13 protein-coding genes and 1 pseudogene are annotated in these 14,655 nt (G+C 74.7%); 7 read left to right on the top strand and 7 right to left on the bottom strand.

Annotated features, from left to right (window positions below):
• Nucleotides 1-66 precede the first annotated feature (66 nt).
• Entirely contained in the window at nucleotides 67-309 is a 243-nt protein-coding gene (locus AB0O40_RS09100) for a protealysin inhibitor emfourin (RefSeq protein WP_365037262.1), read from the bottom strand.
• 292 nt (nucleotides 310-601) lie between these two features.
• Between AB0O40_RS09100 and AB0O40_RS09095 the strand changes: the two genes are divergently transcribed.
• Nucleotides 602-1,624, top strand: a complete 1,023-nt coding sequence (locus AB0O40_RS09095) for a phosphotransferase (protein ID WP_365037260.1) — start codon at nucleotides 602-604, stop codon at nucleotides 1,622-1,624.
• Between the two features lie 54 nt (nucleotides 1,625-1,678).
• Here the strand turns inward: AB0O40_RS09095 and AB0O40_RS09090 are convergent, their stop codons facing one another.
• The 3 genes from AB0O40_RS09090 to AB0O40_RS09080 are packed head-to-tail and all read right to left on the bottom strand — an operon-like array spanning nucleotide 1,679 to nucleotide 4,123.
• Nucleotides 1,679-2,575 carry an alpha/beta hydrolase gene (locus AB0O40_RS09090; protein ID WP_365037258.1) on the bottom strand — a complete coding sequence of 299 codons (897 nt, stop codon included), beginning with the start codon at nucleotides 2,573-2,575 and terminating at the stop codon, nucleotides 1,679-1,681.
• Nucleotides 2,572-3,321: a TetR/AcrR family transcriptional regulator gene (locus tag AB0O40_RS09085; RefSeq protein WP_365037256.1), complete on the bottom strand. Its 750-nt coding sequence runs from the start codon at nucleotides 3,319-3,321 to the stop codon at nucleotides 2,572-2,574. The genes AB0O40_RS09090 and AB0O40_RS09085 overlap by 4 nt, the downstream gene beginning before the upstream one ends.
• Before the next feature lie 13 nt (nucleotides 3,322-3,334).
• On the bottom strand, nucleotides 3,335-4,123 hold the full coding sequence (locus tag AB0O40_RS09080) for a class II aldolase/adducin family protein (RefSeq protein WP_365037254.1): 789 nt from the start codon (nucleotides 4,121-4,123) through the stop codon (nucleotides 3,335-3,337).
• A gap of 247 nt (nucleotides 4,124-4,370) precedes the next feature.
• Between AB0O40_RS09080 and AB0O40_RS09075 the strand changes: the two genes are divergently transcribed.
• The 5 genes from AB0O40_RS09075 (at nucleotide 4,371) to AB0O40_RS09055 (ending at nucleotide 7,972) form a co-directional block, all read left to right on the top strand.
• Nucleotides 4,371-5,081, top strand: coding sequence for a GNAT family protein (locus tag AB0O40_RS09075; RefSeq protein ID WP_365037252.1), 711 nt, complete (start codon nucleotides 4,371-4,373; stop codon nucleotides 5,079-5,081).
• A 76-nt stretch (nucleotides 5,082-5,157) separates the two neighbouring features.
• The gene (locus AB0O40_RS09070; protein ID WP_365037250.1) at nucleotides 5,158-5,889 is read left to right on the top strand and encodes an SDR family oxidoreductase; all 732 of its coding nucleotides are present in this window, start codon (nucleotides 5,158-5,160) and stop codon (nucleotides 5,887-5,889) included.
• Between the two features lie 96 nt (nucleotides 5,890-5,985).
• The gene (locus AB0O40_RS09065) at nucleotides 5,986-6,507 is read left to right on the top strand and encodes a MarR family transcriptional regulator (protein WP_365037248.1); all 522 of its coding nucleotides are present in this window, start codon (nucleotides 5,986-5,988) and stop codon (nucleotides 6,505-6,507) included.
• 119 nt (nucleotides 6,508-6,626) lie between these two features.
• Nucleotides 6,627-7,109 carry a hypothetical protein gene (locus tag AB0O40_RS09060; protein WP_365037246.1) on the top strand — a complete coding sequence of 161 codons (483 nt, stop codon included), beginning with the start codon at nucleotides 6,627-6,629 and terminating at the stop codon, nucleotides 7,107-7,109.
• Entirely contained in the window at nucleotides 7,106-7,972 is an 867-nt protein-coding gene (locus AB0O40_RS09055) for an NmrA family NAD(P)-binding protein (protein WP_365037244.1), read from the top strand. The genes AB0O40_RS09060 and AB0O40_RS09055 overlap by 4 nt, the downstream gene beginning before the upstream one ends.
• 36 nt (nucleotides 7,973-8,008) lie before the next feature.
• Here AB0O40_RS09055 and AB0O40_RS09050 read toward each other — a convergent pair.
• Nucleotides 8,009-9,476 (bottom strand): annotated as a pseudogene (locus AB0O40_RS09050) (DHA2 family efflux MFS transporter permease subunit).
• Between the two features lie 337 nt (nucleotides 9,477-9,813).
• Between AB0O40_RS09050 and AB0O40_RS09045 the strand changes: the two are divergent.
• Nucleotides 9,814-10,884, top strand: coding sequence for a helix-turn-helix domain-containing protein (locus tag AB0O40_RS09045; RefSeq protein ID WP_365037242.1), 1,071 nt, complete (start codon nucleotides 9,814-9,816; stop codon nucleotides 10,882-10,884).
• 9 nt (nucleotides 10,885-10,893) lie between these two features.
• On the opposite strand, the gene AB0O40_RS09040 is transcribed toward AB0O40_RS09045, so the two are convergent.
• The gene (locus tag AB0O40_RS09040; protein WP_365037240.1) at nucleotides 10,894-12,903 is read right to left on the bottom strand and encodes a bifunctional metallophosphatase/5'-nucleotidase; all 2,010 of its coding nucleotides are present in this window, start codon (nucleotides 12,901-12,903) and stop codon (nucleotides 10,894-10,896) included.
• Entirely contained in the window at nucleotides 12,903-14,576 is a 1,674-nt protein-coding gene (locus AB0O40_RS09035; protein ID WP_365037238.1) for a bifunctional aspartate transaminase/aspartate 4-decarboxylase, read from the bottom strand. The genes AB0O40_RS09040 and AB0O40_RS09035 overlap by 1 nt, the downstream gene beginning before the upstream one ends.
• Nucleotides 14,577-14,655: the final 79 nt, after the last annotated feature.

The raw sequence follows: 14,655 nt of genomic DNA, 5'->3' as shown, positions 1-14,655 counted from the left end.
TCCGGTGCCCGACCGGACGAACGCCGACGGGCGCCCCCACGCGGGGGCGCCCGTCGTGACGCGGCGTCAGGCGGCGCCCTCCATCAGGGCCTGGATCAACGTCCGCTGGTCCTCGGAGAGATAGGGGTCCTGGAGGTCGATCGCCTCGTCGTCCACGGTGATCCGGTAGTGGAAGCCGTCCGGCCTCGGCGCGACGGCGCGGTGCGCCAGCTCCTCCCACCGCTCGGCGTCGCGCAGGCCCCGGGTGTCCAGTTCACGCGCCTTCTCGACGCCGGCGAAACCTCCGGAGCGGGTGACGGTGATCAGCATGGTGATGTCCTCCTCGGTTCGGCGCGGCCCGGTGCGGCGCCGTACGACCCCCCGTCCGGCGGCCCGCCACCGCGGCGGCGCCACCACGACCGCGGCTGCCCCCGATCCCGCCCCACGCACCTCCCACCGCCCCCACGGCCCCCGATCGTCCGGAAACCACCCCTCCCTGGCCGAGGCCCGTCCCTCGGAGCGCCGCCGGAGGTCTCGCCCCGGTCGGGCGCCCTGCGACTCTCCGTGGGATCCGGATGGCGAATTGGGGTGCGCGATGCGGCAGCGGCGTACCGTGCCGGGGGTGACGGACGCGACGCGAGAAGATGCTCTGACGGCAGTGCTGCCTGGTCTGTCCGACGCGTTCGGGCTGGGCGCGGTGAGTGATCGGCGGTTCCTTGCCCACGGCCTGATGAACCGGAACTGGCGGCTTGTGACCGCTGCTGGAGTGTTCGCGCTCAAGGAGATCACCGACGTTCCCTTGCCCAAGGTCCGCAGGAACCTTGCGGTGCTCGTGGATCTGGCTCGCGAGGGCATCCCCGTGCCGGCGCCGCTGAGCGCGGCCGACGGTGACCTCGTGGCGGAAGTCGGTGGTCATGGCTACTGCGTCCTGCCGTGGGTGGACGGCGAGCACCTTCAAGGGACGGATCTCCGGCTCGACCAGGTGCGCGATCTCGGTGCTCTGCTGGGCCGCCTCCACGAGGGCTTGCGGCGGCATGGTCCCGGCCCAGTCCCCGAGCAGGCGCCGGTGGCGAAGGTCCGCGCTGTGACCGAGGCCGACCGTGCGGCTGCTGGTCTCCAGAGCCGCTTGCCGTCCGCTCCGGTGACGGACTTCGACAAGGCCGCCGCCGAGGCCCTGCGCGACCGCCGCGGCCTCCTCGCCCGGTACGCCGACGCCCGGCCGGACGGCGAGGTGCCGGCCGGGCCCTACGGGTGGACGCACGGTGATTTCCAGTACCGCAATCTGCTGCGCCGCGACGGCCAGGTGGTGGCGGTCCTGGACTGGGACCGGCTCGGGGTCCGGCCGTACGGGGAGGAGGTCGCACGGACCGCGCAGGTGCAGTTCGGGGCAGGTGGTGTCTTCGACCTCGACCGTGTTGCCGCGTTCTGCGCCGGCTACCGGTCCGGGATCGATCTGTCGGAGGAGGACCTCGCCGACGCCGTGAAGCGGCTGTGGTGGAAGCGGCTGACCGACTTCTGGCAGCTGGAGTTCTACCTCGACCGCCAGGACCCCACCTTCGGCGAGATGTTCCTGACGGACGAGGCGCTGCTGAACTGGTGGACCGATCGCGCCGACGAGGTGCAGGCCGCCTACGCGGCCCGTTAGCCGGCGGCAGCCGGCCGCGGCTCCGAAGGCGGTGTCTGACGGAGCGTGAGCTTCCTACTCCGTCAGGAAGGTGGTGAGGGTGGTGGCCACCGCTGTGGGGTTTTCGAGTTGGGGGTAGTGGCCGGTGGGGGGTGGGGTGGTGAGTTCTTCGATGTGGGCGTGGGGGAGGCGGGTGCGGAGGCGGGGGAGGACGTGGGCGCCGCTGATGGGGTCGGCGGGGCCCCAGACGAAGAGGGTGGGGCCCGGGAAGGACTCCAGGGCGCCGGTCCAGCGGTCGGCGTGGCGGCGGCGTTCGTCGAGGTAGCCGAGGAGCCGGGGGGCGAGGAGGTGGCCGTCGGACCGGTGGAGCGAGGTCCACAGGTCGTCGAGGTCCGCCTCGGCCACCTCGCGTCCCAGGACGTTCCGCAGGGTCGAGCCGAAGCGGCGGCGGGTGGTGAGCCGGGCCAGCAGGGGGCCGAGCGGGCCGTGCAGCAGGCGTTGCAGGAGCACCGGCCGGTGCAGGTCCGGGTAGAGGCCGCCGTTGAGCCAGGCCATCCGGGTGATCCGGGACGGGTCCCGGGCCAGGAGCTCCTGGCCGACGCTGACGCCGTAGTCGTGCGCCACCAGGGCGGTGGATCCGATGCCGTGCTGCCGCCACACCTCCTCGACGAGTGAGGCCTGTTCGAGGAGGGAGTACGCGTGCCGCCGCGGCTTGTCGCTCTCGCCGAAGCCCAGCAGGTCCAGGGTGGTGACCCGCAGCCCGGCCGCCGCGAGCGCGGGCACGACGGCCGCCCAGTCGTGGGAGGAGGTCGGGAAGCCGTGGATCAGGGTCACCGGCGGCCCGTCCGCCGGACCGTCCTGGCGTACGAAGATCCGGTGGCCGCCGACCCGGACGTGCGTCCCGCCGGCCGTCCACCGGTCCAGCGGCGGCAGTGCCCGGCCGCCCTGGCCGCCGCCCCGGCGCCCGGTCACGAGGCGGCCCCCGGGGCGTGCAGCCGGTCCAGGCCGTGCAGCAGCGTGCTCAGTCCGAACGCGAACTCCTCTTCACTGTCGAGGGAGTTGAGCAGTTCGGCGTGGCCGTGGACCACCGGATGGGTGAGCGGCGACAGGGAGGTGAACAGGCCGGTCATGGCGGCGCGTTGGGCGGGGGTGCGGGCCGCGCCGCCGGCGTCGAGCACCGCGGCGCCGATCACGAAGTGGGTGACCATGAGGTAGACGTGCACGGCCGCGCGCGGCGGCCACCCCTGGTCGAGCAGCTGGCCGAGGGCGTGCTCGCGGGCCCGCATCGCGTGCGGCCCCAGCAACTGCCCGTTGGTCAGCAGCGGGACGACCGCCGGGTGGGCGGCCAGGACCCGCCGGAACTCCCGCGCGCCGTCCTCCAGGCCGCTGCGCCAGTCGCCGTCGAGGACGGGCAGCCGGATCTCGCCGAGCATGTGGTCGACGGTCTCGATCAACAGCTCCTCGCGGCTGGCCACATGGCGGTAGAGGGAGGTGTGCCGCACCTGGAGGTGGTCCCCGAGCCGCCGCATGGTGAGGGCGTCGGTCCCCTCCCGGTCGGCGAGTTCGAGGGCGGCGGCGGTGATGCGGTCCAGGGTGAGCCCGCCCGGCCGCGGCCGGCGCCGGCCGCGCTCGGCGTAGCGGGCCTGCCACCAGGCCGGCGAGCCGGCTTCGGGAGCGGGGGCGGTGGCCGGTGCAAGGGGTGCGGGTGCGGGTGCCATGGTGCCGGCCACGCTACTCGAACAGGTCGGGGTCGGTGCGGACGATCTCGTCCCACAGCGGCTGGAAGGAGAACCAGCCAGCCAACGGGAAGCCGGTCTGCTCGCGGGTGTGCCGGGCGGCCTCGGGGGCGATCAGCCGCGGGGTGCCGGCGGCCTCGGCGAGCAGCTGGGCCTGCGCGCTGCGCTCCATGGAGACGAACCACCAGGCCGCCTCGTCCACCGATTCGCCGACGGTGAAGATGCCGTGGTTCTGGTGGATGACGGCCTTGTGGGCGCCCAGGCTCGCGGCGAGCTGCCGGCCCGACTCCTCCTCGACCACCACGGCCCCCGCGTCGTCGCGGTGCAGGGTGTGCTGCTCGTAGACGGCGCAGGCGTCCTGGGTGATCGGGTCCAGCAGCCGGCCCAGGCTGGCGAAGGCCTTGCCGTGCAGGGCGTGCGCGTGGCAGGCCGCCACGATGTCGGGGCGGGCGGCGTGCAGGGCGGAGTGGATCACGAAACCGGCCCGGTTCACCGGCCGCCGGCCGTGGCGCACCTGCCCCTCGTGGTCGACCAGGATCAGGTCCGAGACCCGGACGTGCCGGAAGGACATCCCGAAGGGGTTGACCCAGAACATGTCCGGGTACTCCGGGTCGCGGACGGTGATGTGGCCCGCGACGCCTTCGGAGAAGCCCAGTCGGCCGAAGACCCGGCAGGCCCCGGCGAGCCGCTGCTTGCGGTGCTCGCGTTCGTCCTCGGGCCGCTCGAACTGCGGCGGCAGGTTCAGCTCCAGGTCCTGCTGCTCCGGGATGAAAGCACTGCTCACGGCCTCGTCACTCGATGCGTTCCGCACGCCCGCCCCTCGCCCTCTCTCGCGCCACTCTTGCGTCCACTGGACGCACACAATGCGGCCACTGGACGCAAAAAGCAAGAGTCCGGCGAGGGCGCCCGGCGCGGGCGGCGGGCCGGGCGGAATTCGCGTGACAGTGCCGCGGCCGGTCTGGAACGCTGCCGGAGGCCGACGTCCGGCCTGGTCACGAGCACCGCACGGAGCGGCGGGGGAAGGGCGATCCATGACGTTCACGGGGGAAGTGCCGTGCCTGGAAGGCGACCTGGTGCGCCTGGAGCCGCTGGCGCTGCGGCACGCCGCGGATCTGGCCGCGGCAGGGGAGCAGGACCGCAGCTCCTACGGCCTCACCTGGGTACCTTCCGCCGCCGAGGCGCGGGGCTACGTCGAGGCCCAGCTCGCCCGGGCCGCCGCGGGCACGCTGCGCCCCTACGCGCAGGTGGACCGCGCCTCGGGCCGGGTGGTCGGCGCCACGGCCTTCTGGGAACCGCGCTGTTGGCTGCCGGACGGCCGGCTGTCCGCCGTCGAGGTCGGCTTCACCTGGCTCGCGGCCTCGGCGCAGGGTACGGGGATCAACGCCGAGGCCAAGTACCTGTTGTTCCGGCACGCCTTCGAGACCTGGGGCGTGGCCCGCGTCGACCTGAAGACCGATGCGCGCAACGCCCGCTCGCGCGCCGCGATCGAGGGCGTGGGCGCCCGCTTCGAGGGCGTGCTGCGCAACTGGTCCCGCTCGTGGGCGCCGGGCGAGGAGGGCCGGCTCCGCGACTCCGCGATCTTCTCGATCACCGCGCAGGAATGGCCGCAGTGCCGGGACCGGCTGGAGGCGCGGCTCGCCCGGATCCTCGAGCGCCGACGGGAGTCCGGGCAGCCCGCGCCGGCCGGCCGGGCCGGAGCGGCGCGGGCCGACCAGGAGCCGGATCCGGTGTCGGCTTCTTGACTTCGCGGGGCCGCTGGCCGACCCTCGGGCCGACCGCCGCACCGCTCCGGGCGGGGGCGTACGCCGCGGAGGACGCATGGGGCAGCTCGACGGCAAGGTCGCGGTGGTCACGGGCGGTTCGGCCGGTATCGGCCTGGCGATCGCCCGCCGCTTCGTCCAGGAGGGCGCCCGGGTCTACCTCACCGGCCGCCGGGAAGCCGAACTGACCCTGGCCACCGCCTCCTTGGGGCGCGCCGCGACCGGAGTCGCGGGGGACGTGACCCGCGAGGCCGACCTGGCCCGCCTCTACGCCGCGGTGGCGGAGGGCGGCCGGCCGCTGGACGTGCTGGTGGCCAACGCCGGGGGCGGGCCCGCGGCCCCGCTCGCCGAACTCACCCCGGACCAGTTCGACCAGACCTCGGACCTGAACTTCAAGGCCCCGTACTTCACCGTCCAGCGGGCCCTGCCGCTCTTCCGGGACGGCGGCTCGATCATCCTGCTCGGCTCGGCCGCCGGCTCCGGGGCCTCCCGGCGCTTCGGCGTCTACGCCGCCACCAAGGCCGCCGTTCGGTCGATGGCCCGCAGCATGGCCCTGGAGTTGGCCGGCCGCGGCATCCGGGTCAACACCCTCAGCCCCGGCCCGATCGCCACCCCGTCCCTGGACCGGGCCCCCGCCGCCGTGGTGGCGGAGGCCACCGCCCGGGTCCCGCTCGGCCGCCCCGGCCGCCCCGAGGAGGTCGCCGCCGCGGCGCTGTTCCTCGCCTCCGCCGAGAGCAGCTACATCACCGGCACCGAACTCTTCGTCGACGGCGGCGCCCGCCAGGTCTGACGGTCGCCGCGCCCACCCCGGCGTCAGGTCGCCGATCACCCTGCCGGTCGCCGATCGCCTTGACCGGCGCAGTGATTAGGTGCCATATTAAGTCGCGTGAGCCAGCATCCCGAGACCGGTCCCGTCGCCCCGAGCCTGGAACAGGCCCGCCGTCAGATCGACCGCTACGGCCTCTCGGCCGACCCGCAGGCCGTGCTCGTCGCGGCGCGGCTGATGGCGGCCGGGGCCCGGGTCGGGCAGGCCGGTGAGGTGCACTTCGGTCGCTTCGGCCTCTCCACCGGCCGCTATCGGCTGCTGGCCGACCTCGAGGACCACGGCGGCGAGAAGTCGCCCTCCCAGCTCGCGGCGAGCCTGGGGGTCTCCCGGGCCACCGTGACCGGCCTGGTCGCCGGCCTGGAGAAGGAGGGCCTGGTGGCGCGCCGCCCCTCCGCCGAGGACGGGCGGGGCAACGTCGTCATCCTGACCGCCCGGGGCGCCGACCGGCTGCGCGAGCTGGCGCCCGAGCACTTCGCCCGGATGCAGGCGATGGTCGGCGGGCTCTCCCCCGAGGAGCGCACCACCTTCCTCGACCTGCTCGGCCGGGTCGTGGCGGGCGTGGACGCCCTCATCGAGGACTGATCCATCCGGCGGCCCGTCACGGGGCCGCCTTCTTTTCACCCCATGGTAAGCCGCCTAACTACATTCATATGATTAGGCGGCTAAGGAGATGGGTTCGGACTCCGACCGAAGGACACTCCATGAGCAGACGACCTCCCGGCACACCGCCTCCCGCCCCCCTCTGGCCCGAGGTCCTGATCGCGTACGCCATGCCCGCCGTGACGGCCGGAGCCGGCGGGATCGCGGGCGGGCAGCCGCAGTTGGTGGCCGCGGCGTTCACCACCATCGGCGGCACCTCCGCCCTGGTCACCGCCGTCCTGGGCGCCGCGCTGCGCCGCCGCCCCGTCCGGACCCGCCCCGCCCGGTCCTCGCGCGTCCTGCTGACCGCCGTCGCGGGCCTCGCCGGGGCGGTGGCCGGGTTGGCCGCCGGCCTCGCGGGCGCCCACTGGCTGCCGCAGGTCCCGTTCCTCGCCGACAGCCCCTGGCCCGGCCGGCTCCCGGCCGACCTCGCCCTCTCCGCGGCTCTCGCGGCCGCCATCACCCTGTGGCGCCGGCACGGCCGCCCCGGCCGGGCCCGGCCCCGGCTCGGTGTCCCCGCCCGCCCCGAAAGGACCTCCTCGTGATCGTCATCATGGGCGCCGCCGGCGCCACCGGCGGCGCCACCCTGCGCAGCCTCGCGGCCCTGGGCGTACCCGCCCGCGCGCTGAGCCGCGACCCGGCCGCACTGGCCTCCGTACTCGACGACCGCGCCCTCGCCCGGACCGAGCTGCACCGGGCCGACGCGGCCGACCCGGCCTCGCTGCGGGCCGCCTTCCGGGGCGCCGACCGGCTGTTCCTCACCATGGCCAACGGCCCCGACCAGGTACGCCACGAACTCGCGGCCGTCGAGGCGGCCGCCGACTGCGGCGTACGGCACGTCGTCAAGGTCTCCGCCCCGGCCGCCGAGCCCGGCTCCCCGGTCGCCGTCTCCCGGGGCCACCACACGATCGAGCAGCGGCTGCGGGACCGCGGCCTGGCCACCACCGTGCTGCGGCCCTACGCCTTCATGCAGAAACTGCTGCTGCTGGGCCCCGCCGTCGCCGCCACCGGCACGATCCACGGCGCCACCGGCCGGGCCCGCTGCAACTACGTGGACGTACGCGACGTCGGTGACGCCGCGGCCCGGATCCTGACCCGTCCGGACCCGGCCGGCGGCAGTCACCCGCTCACCGGCGGCCAGGCCTACAGCCACCCCGAACTGGCCGCACTCCTCGGCGAGCTGCTGGGCCGGCCGGTCCGGTACGCCGACCTCGACCCGGCCGGACTCCACGCCCATCTGACCGGCCGGGCCGGGATGCCGGACTGGCTGGCCGCCCACGTGGTCGAGATCCAGCAACTGGCCGTCTCGCGTCCCGAAAGCCCGGACCGCACCTTCGAGGAGCTGACCGGCCGCACCCCGCGCACCCTGCGGGCGTTCCTGGCCGAACACCTCGACCGGTTCCGCTGACCGCGCCGGCGCCCGGCCGCCGGCGCCCGCCGGCCGTCACGGCCCGGCGGGCGGTTCCAGCGGCGGGGCGCTCACCCCGCAGTGGGTGTGGCACTGCGGGTGGCACGCGCCGGGCCCGGGCGAGCGTACCGTCGCCCAGGCCACGGCCGAGCCCAGCACCAGCACCCCCGCGCACCACGGCATGGCCCGCCCGAAGGCCGCGTCGAACTCCGTGGCCGACCGGTACGCCTGCGGCCCCATGCCGGCCAGCAGCGGCAGCGCCGCCACCGCGAGGAGCCCGGCCGCCCGGGCGGCGGCGTTGTTGATCCCGCTGGCCAGCCCCGCCCGGCCGGCGCTCACCGAGGCCAGGACGGCGGCCGTCAGCGGGGCCACCAGCGTCACCATGCCCATGCCCATCACCACCAGGGCCGGCAGCACGTCCGTGACGTACGAGGCGCCCGGCCCCACCCGGGTCATCAGCAGCATCCCGGCCGCGCACAGCAGCGGCCCCACCACCAGCGGGATCCGGGGCCCGATCCGCTCCGCGACCGCCCCCGACCGGGCCGACAGCAGCAGCATCAGCACGGTCGTCGGCAGCAGCGCCGCCCCGGCGGCCAGCGCCGAGTACCCGGCGACCACCTGGAGCTGGAGCACGACGAGGAAGAAGAAGCCGCCGAAGGCCGCGTACACGCAGAGCGTCACCAGATTGACGGCGGTGAACTGGCGGGAGGCAAAGATGTCGGGTGGCACCATCGGATCGGCCCGCCGCCGTTCCACCGCCACGAACACCGCCGCCAGCACCAGTCCGCCCACCGCCGCCGCGACCACCAGCGCCGACCCGGACCGCGCCTCGACCAGCGCGTACGTCACCAGCGACAGGGACACCGCGCCCAGCACCGCGCCGGCCACGTCGAACCGGCCGTGCGCCTGCGGATCGCGCGACTCCGGTACGTGCCGCAGCGCCACCGGTACGCACAGCACCGCCAGCGGTACGTTCAGCAGGAAGACCCAGCGCCAGCCGGGGCCGTCCCACCAGCCAGCCGCCGAGGAAGGGCCCCACGGCCGCCCCGACCCCGCCAAGACCCGACCACAGACCGATCGCCCGCCCCCGGTCGTCGGGGTGGATCGAGCCCTGGATCAGCGCGAGCGAGCCCGGGGTCAGCAGCGCCCCGCCGATGCCCTGCAGGGCGCGGGCCGCCACCAGCACCCCGGCGTTCGGCGCCAGGCCGCACAGCAGCGAGCCCACCGCGAACCACACCACGCCGAGCACGAAGATCCGCCGACGGCCGAAGCGGTCGCCGAGCGCCCCGCCGACGAGGATCAGTGCCGAGAGGGTCAGCAGGTAGGCGTTGACCGTCCACTGGAGCACCGCGAGGTCCGCGCCCAGGTCCTCGCCGATCCGCGGCAGCGCCACGTTGACCACGGTCGAGTCGAGCAGAGCCATGCCCGAGCCCAGCACGGTGGTGAGCAGGATCCAGCGCCCCTGGGCGGACGCGACGGGAACGGCCGGCGCCGACGTGGTCATGCCCCCAGCCTGGCCCGCCCGGGCCCGGAGAGCCAGCCGGACGGAGGTACGGCACGGGGTGGCCCCGGCCTGCGGTCTCCCCTCGCGGTGCACCGCCCACCCCCGTAGCGCGGTGCACCGACCGCGGCCGGAACGATCACCACGCTAGGGCCGCGGCCCCGGGCCGGGAGGGGTCCGTACGCGCCAACCAGGGGGCCGGGCACGCCAACCGGGGGGCCCGCGGCGCCGATACGGGACCCCGGGCGCCAAAAGGGGACCGCAGGCGCCGGATTGGGGGCCCTGCATGCCGAACCCGGTTGATCATCTTGTCGTGCGAGCTGGTCTATGCTCTGCGCTCGTGGTTTCGCACACGCACCCCGGAACGACGTCGTCCGCCCTGGCCCGTCTGAACGTCAACGCCGCGCGGGTGCTCGGCGTACCCGCCGCCGGGTACGCGCACCTGCTGGGCACGGCGCCCGAGCACCTGGACGACGACCTGTGCCGGGTGCCCACCCTCACCAGCATCCGGCTCGCTGAGCTGATGACCCTGCACACGCCCTGGCCCGAGGTGGCGCTGGCGATGACGCGGCAGTCCGGGACCGGCAGCCTCGGCGTCTGGGACTACCTGATCACCTCCGCGCCGACCCCGCTGGCCGGCATCCAGGACGCCGCCGCCCACCTGGGCGCCGCCCTCGACGTGGGCACCGACTCGCTGCTGGTCACGGAGGACAACGGGCAGGTCGTGCTCAGCCACCTCAACGCCGCCGACATGTCCCACGAGGGCGCCTGCGCCGTCCGGGCCTGCGCGCTCGGCCTCTACCGGCACCGGCTGGGCACGGCCGCCCGGCGCGGCCTCGTCCCGCTGCGCGTCACCCTGGCCACGCCCGCGCCGCGCCGTCACGACGCCCTCGTCGAGCTGTACGGCACCCGGGCGATCGACTTCGACGCGCCGGTCAGCTCCCTGACCTTCCTGGCCGCCGACCTGACGGCCCCCACCCCGCACGCCCAGCCGGGCCTGTCGGCCGTGCTGCGCCGGCACGCCGAACGCACCCTGGCCACCGCCACCGTCCTGCGCGACTGGCTGGACCTCTTCCGGACCGCGCTGGCGGCCGTCCACGACACCGGCGCGCTGACGCTGCCGGCGGTGGCCCGGCGGATGAACCTCAGCGCGCGCACCCTCCAGCGCCGGCTCGAGGAGCACGGCACCACCTGGAGCGCCGAGGTGGAGGAGCTGCGCCGGACCCGGATCACCCACCTGCTGCACCACACCGACCTCAGCGTGGAGGCGATCGCCGCCCGCAGCGGCTACGCCGACGCCCGCGCCCTGCGCCGCGCGGTGCACCGCTGGTACGGCACCACCCCGGCCGCCCTCCGCACCACCGGCGCCACCCCGGCCGCCCTCCGCAGCCCCGGTCCCGCCCCCAGCTGACCCGGCCCCTCAGCAGGGCGCGACCGGGACCCCCGGTGGCCGGTCCGCCGTCCGGATCGCCGCCTCGGGCCGGGACATCGGGGTCCCGTCCGGCAGCAGCGGCGGCACCGGGTCGGTGACCGTGCCCGGGTCCGAGCGCAGTGCCCCCGAGGCGCGCAGCGACACCCGGTCGGTGGCGGCGGGGGCGAGCACCCCGGCCTGCCGCACGAATCCGATGAAGCTCTCGAAGTCGCGCTGGTGGGTGAACGGCTCCTGGAAGCCGCCCAGCGCGGGGTACCCGTCCGCGCCGAGGAAGGTGTACGCCGGGGCCGCCAGCCGGTAGCGCCGGTCCGGGTCGAGCGGGACGCCGTCGACCAGCACGTCTTCCGGGGCGACGCGGGAGCCCACCGCGCCGGCCGGGTCGAAGGTGTAGCGGACGTTCCCGGAGACGGCGAGCGGGGCGAACTGGAGCGTTCCGTCCGCCCTGCGGGTCCACTGCTGCTCCAGGACGTCGTGCAGCTGCCGCCCGGTGACCCAGGCGCTGAGGACCGGGTCGCCGTAGCCCACCGCGCGCCAGGCGGACACGAAGCGGACCGCGCCGTCCGACGCCGCGTCGTAGGGCAGGTCCCCGGCGATGACCGTCTGCCCCACCCGCGGTGCGGTCGCCACCAGCGCCAACTCCGCGGGCACGTTCGGGTGCCGGTTGGCCGTGCAGTCGGGGTCGGTGGGCCGGCTGCCCGCCCACCGGGCCCAGTCGGCGACCAGATTGCCCATGGTGCTCTCGCCCGCGGGGTTCCGGGTCCGGGTGAAGGCGCCGCTCTGGCGGCCGATGACGGTGGCGGCGCGGGCCGTGGCCTGGACGTTCCAGTAGTCGACCAGGCGCTGCATCCCGGGGTCGGGGGCGATGTCGGTGCGGGTGTTGGGGTGGTTGGTGGCCACCGTCAGCTCCCGCACCACCGCCCCGGTACGGGGGTCCAGCCTGAGCGAGATCTCGTTGATCAACTGGCCGTAGCAGCCGGCCTGGACGAAGGGGCGGGGCAGGCCCGCCGGGTCGGGCAGCATCATGGTGAAGCGGCTGTGCCAGTGGCCGGTGACGATCGCGTCGATGTCGGGAGAGGCCCGCAGCGCGAGGTCGTAGGCCGGGCCCCAGGGATCCTGCCCGCTGTTGAAGTCGGTGCCGGCGGCGGCGCCGTCGTGCAGGCTCAGGACGATGGCGTTGACCCCGCGCTGCTTGAGGAGCGCGGCGTGCCGGTCGGCGGCGGCCAGGGCGTCGGAGGTCGTGACGGACGGCAGGTAGGCGGTGCTGCTGGCCTCGCTCCCGCAGGCCGTGAGGTGGATGAAGCCGACCGGGATCCGCTCGCCGCCCGGGCCCGTGACGTACCGGACGTTGGAGGCCGGGAGGATGTCCGCGCCGCCGTCGCGCCAGTGGACGTTGGCGGAGTGGTGGGTGAAGTCCGCGCCGTGGAAGCGCCGGCCGGCGGAGTCGGTGAAGGAGGTGTCCCGGCCCGCCACGGGGAAGGGCTCGCCGCGTTCCATGTGCCGGGTGAGCATGGCGGGGGACTTGTCGAACTCGTGGTTGCCCGCGGTGGTGAACTCGAGCCCCATGAGGTTGAGGGCTTCGATGGTGGGCTCGTCGGCGAAGACGGCCGCGTCGAACTCCCAGCCGGAGAAGGAGTCCCCGGCGCTGAAGAAGACGGAGTTGGCCCGTCCGTCGCGGAGCCGTTCGAGGTGGGCGGCGAGGTAGGCGGCCCCGCCGACGGTGTAGGTCCGGCCGCCGTTGCCGTGGACGACCGCGTTGGCGCCGGGTGCCATCGCCAGGCAGCCGTGCAGGTCGGTGATGCTGAGCAGCTGGACGTCCGCGTACTCGATGGCGCCGCGGGCGTCCCGGGCGTGGTCCGAGGCGTAGCCGGGGACCCCGGTCGCCACGGTCGTCCCCAGGGCGCCCAGCGCGGTGAGGAAGGTGCGGCGGCCCGTCCCCGCGGCCCGCCGCGGGCTGCCGGGCGCGCGGTGCGGCCCCGGCGCGGGCTCGGCCCGGCGCACTAGATCCGGCCCCCGTCGGTGTCCGGGACCTCGCGGGAGGCGCGCCATTCCGTGGCGTAGCCGGCGAAGATCTCACGCAGGTGGTGGCCGATCTTGAGGTAGTCGAGGTCGTCCAGGTTGGCGAGGGAGATGCGCACCGACCACTCCGGGCCCTCGAAGCCGCCGCCGTTGAGGAGGACGACGGAGGTGTGCTCGGCGAGCCGGAAGAGCGGGTCCACGGGCTCGTAGTGGGTCTCCAGGTAGTCCGCGAACTCCTTGCCGTGGACGCGCTCGGCCTCGGCCAGCAGGTCGAGTTCGAGGTAGTAGGCGGCCCGCCGGTCGTCGTCGGCGATCTTCATCTGGGCGCCTTCGAGGAGCAGGTCCAGCCGCCGGTGGACGATCTCCCGCAGCTTCACCTTGTAGGCCTGGCCCTCCTCCAGCAGGGCGAAGAGCGAGAACAGGCTCATCATGGCCTGCTGGGGCAGCGAGAGGCCGGCGGTGTGGTTGAGGGCGACGGAGCGGGAGTCGGCGACCATCCGGTCGATGAACCGCAGGGCGTCGGGCTCCAGGGTCAGGGTGCCGTACCGCGCGGCCAGCCGTGCCTTCTGCTCGGCCGGGAGTCCCGCGATCAGCTCGTCGACGACGTTCTCCTCGGCCAGGCCGATGACGCCCAGCCGCCAGCCGGTGCAGCCGTAGTGCTTGGAGTACGAGTAGACGAGCAGGGTGTTGCGGGGCAGTTCGGCGGCCAGCGAGCGGAACCCCGGCACGAAGGTGCCGTACACGTCGTCCGTGACGATGACCAGGTTCGGGTTGGGGCCCTCGACGATGTCCCGGATCTGGTGCGCGACCCGGTCGCTGAGCGCGAGCGAGGGCGGGTTGGAGGGGTTGACCAGGCAGACCATCTTCACGCTCGGGTCGGCGAGCTTGGCGACCTCCTCGGTCGGATAGCGCCACTCCCGGACCCCGGTCTCGGCGAACAGGCTGGCCTGGACGTGCACCACGTCGAACTCGAAGGTGTCGAGCTCGGGGATCTCCAGGTAGGGGGTGAAGACCGGGGTCATCAGCGCGATCCGGTCGCCCTTGTGCAGGACGCCGTTCTTCACCAGCGAGTCGAAGACGTAGCACATGGCGGCCGTGCCGCCCTCGGTCGCGAAGAGCGAGTACCCGCCCGCGGGGGGCCGCCCGTCGAACAGCTCGTCCTCGAGATACCCGCGCACCACCTGCTCCGCGTGGACCAGCATCCGGTCCGGTACCGGGTAGTTGTCGCCGGTGATGGCGTCGGTCAGCTCGTGGAGGTAGGCGTCCCGGTCGAAGCCGAAGCGTGCCACGGCGTAGTCGGTGCACCTCCGGAGCAGTTCCACCCCCGGGAGTTCGGGGTGCCGGCGGCACCACGAGTCGAAGCGGCGCCCGATGTCCCGGCGCTCGGGCATGCCGCCCAGGTTGTCGGCGGTCCACACCCGCCGCGACTCGGAGAGCGCGAAGTAGCCCAGGGCGTAGAAGGCGGCACGCGGGCCGGTGGCGATCCAGTTGGGGTTGCCGCGGCCCGCGTTGAGCATGGCGCGGGCCGTGGTCCCCTTCTGTCCGGGCTCGTCCTCCTGCACGGCGGTGGCGAGCCGGATGAAGGTGTCCTTGAGCTCGAAGGGGGAGAGCCGGGCGAGGGCCTGGATCTCCTCGCGGGTGAAGCTGGTCTTCATCGGTCTGCTCCTTGCCTGGGCGCGGGGCCGAGGAGCAGGGCGGGACCCGGCAGCCGCCTCCCGGCCCGGGGGTCCCGCA

Origin of the sequence: Streptomyces sp. NPDC089919, from assembly GCF_040684615.1 — a bacterium.
Lineage (GTDB): Bacteria > Actinomycetota > Actinomycetes > Streptomycetales > Streptomycetaceae > Streptomyces.
This window is presented reverse-complemented; position numbering and strand designations above follow the sequence as displayed.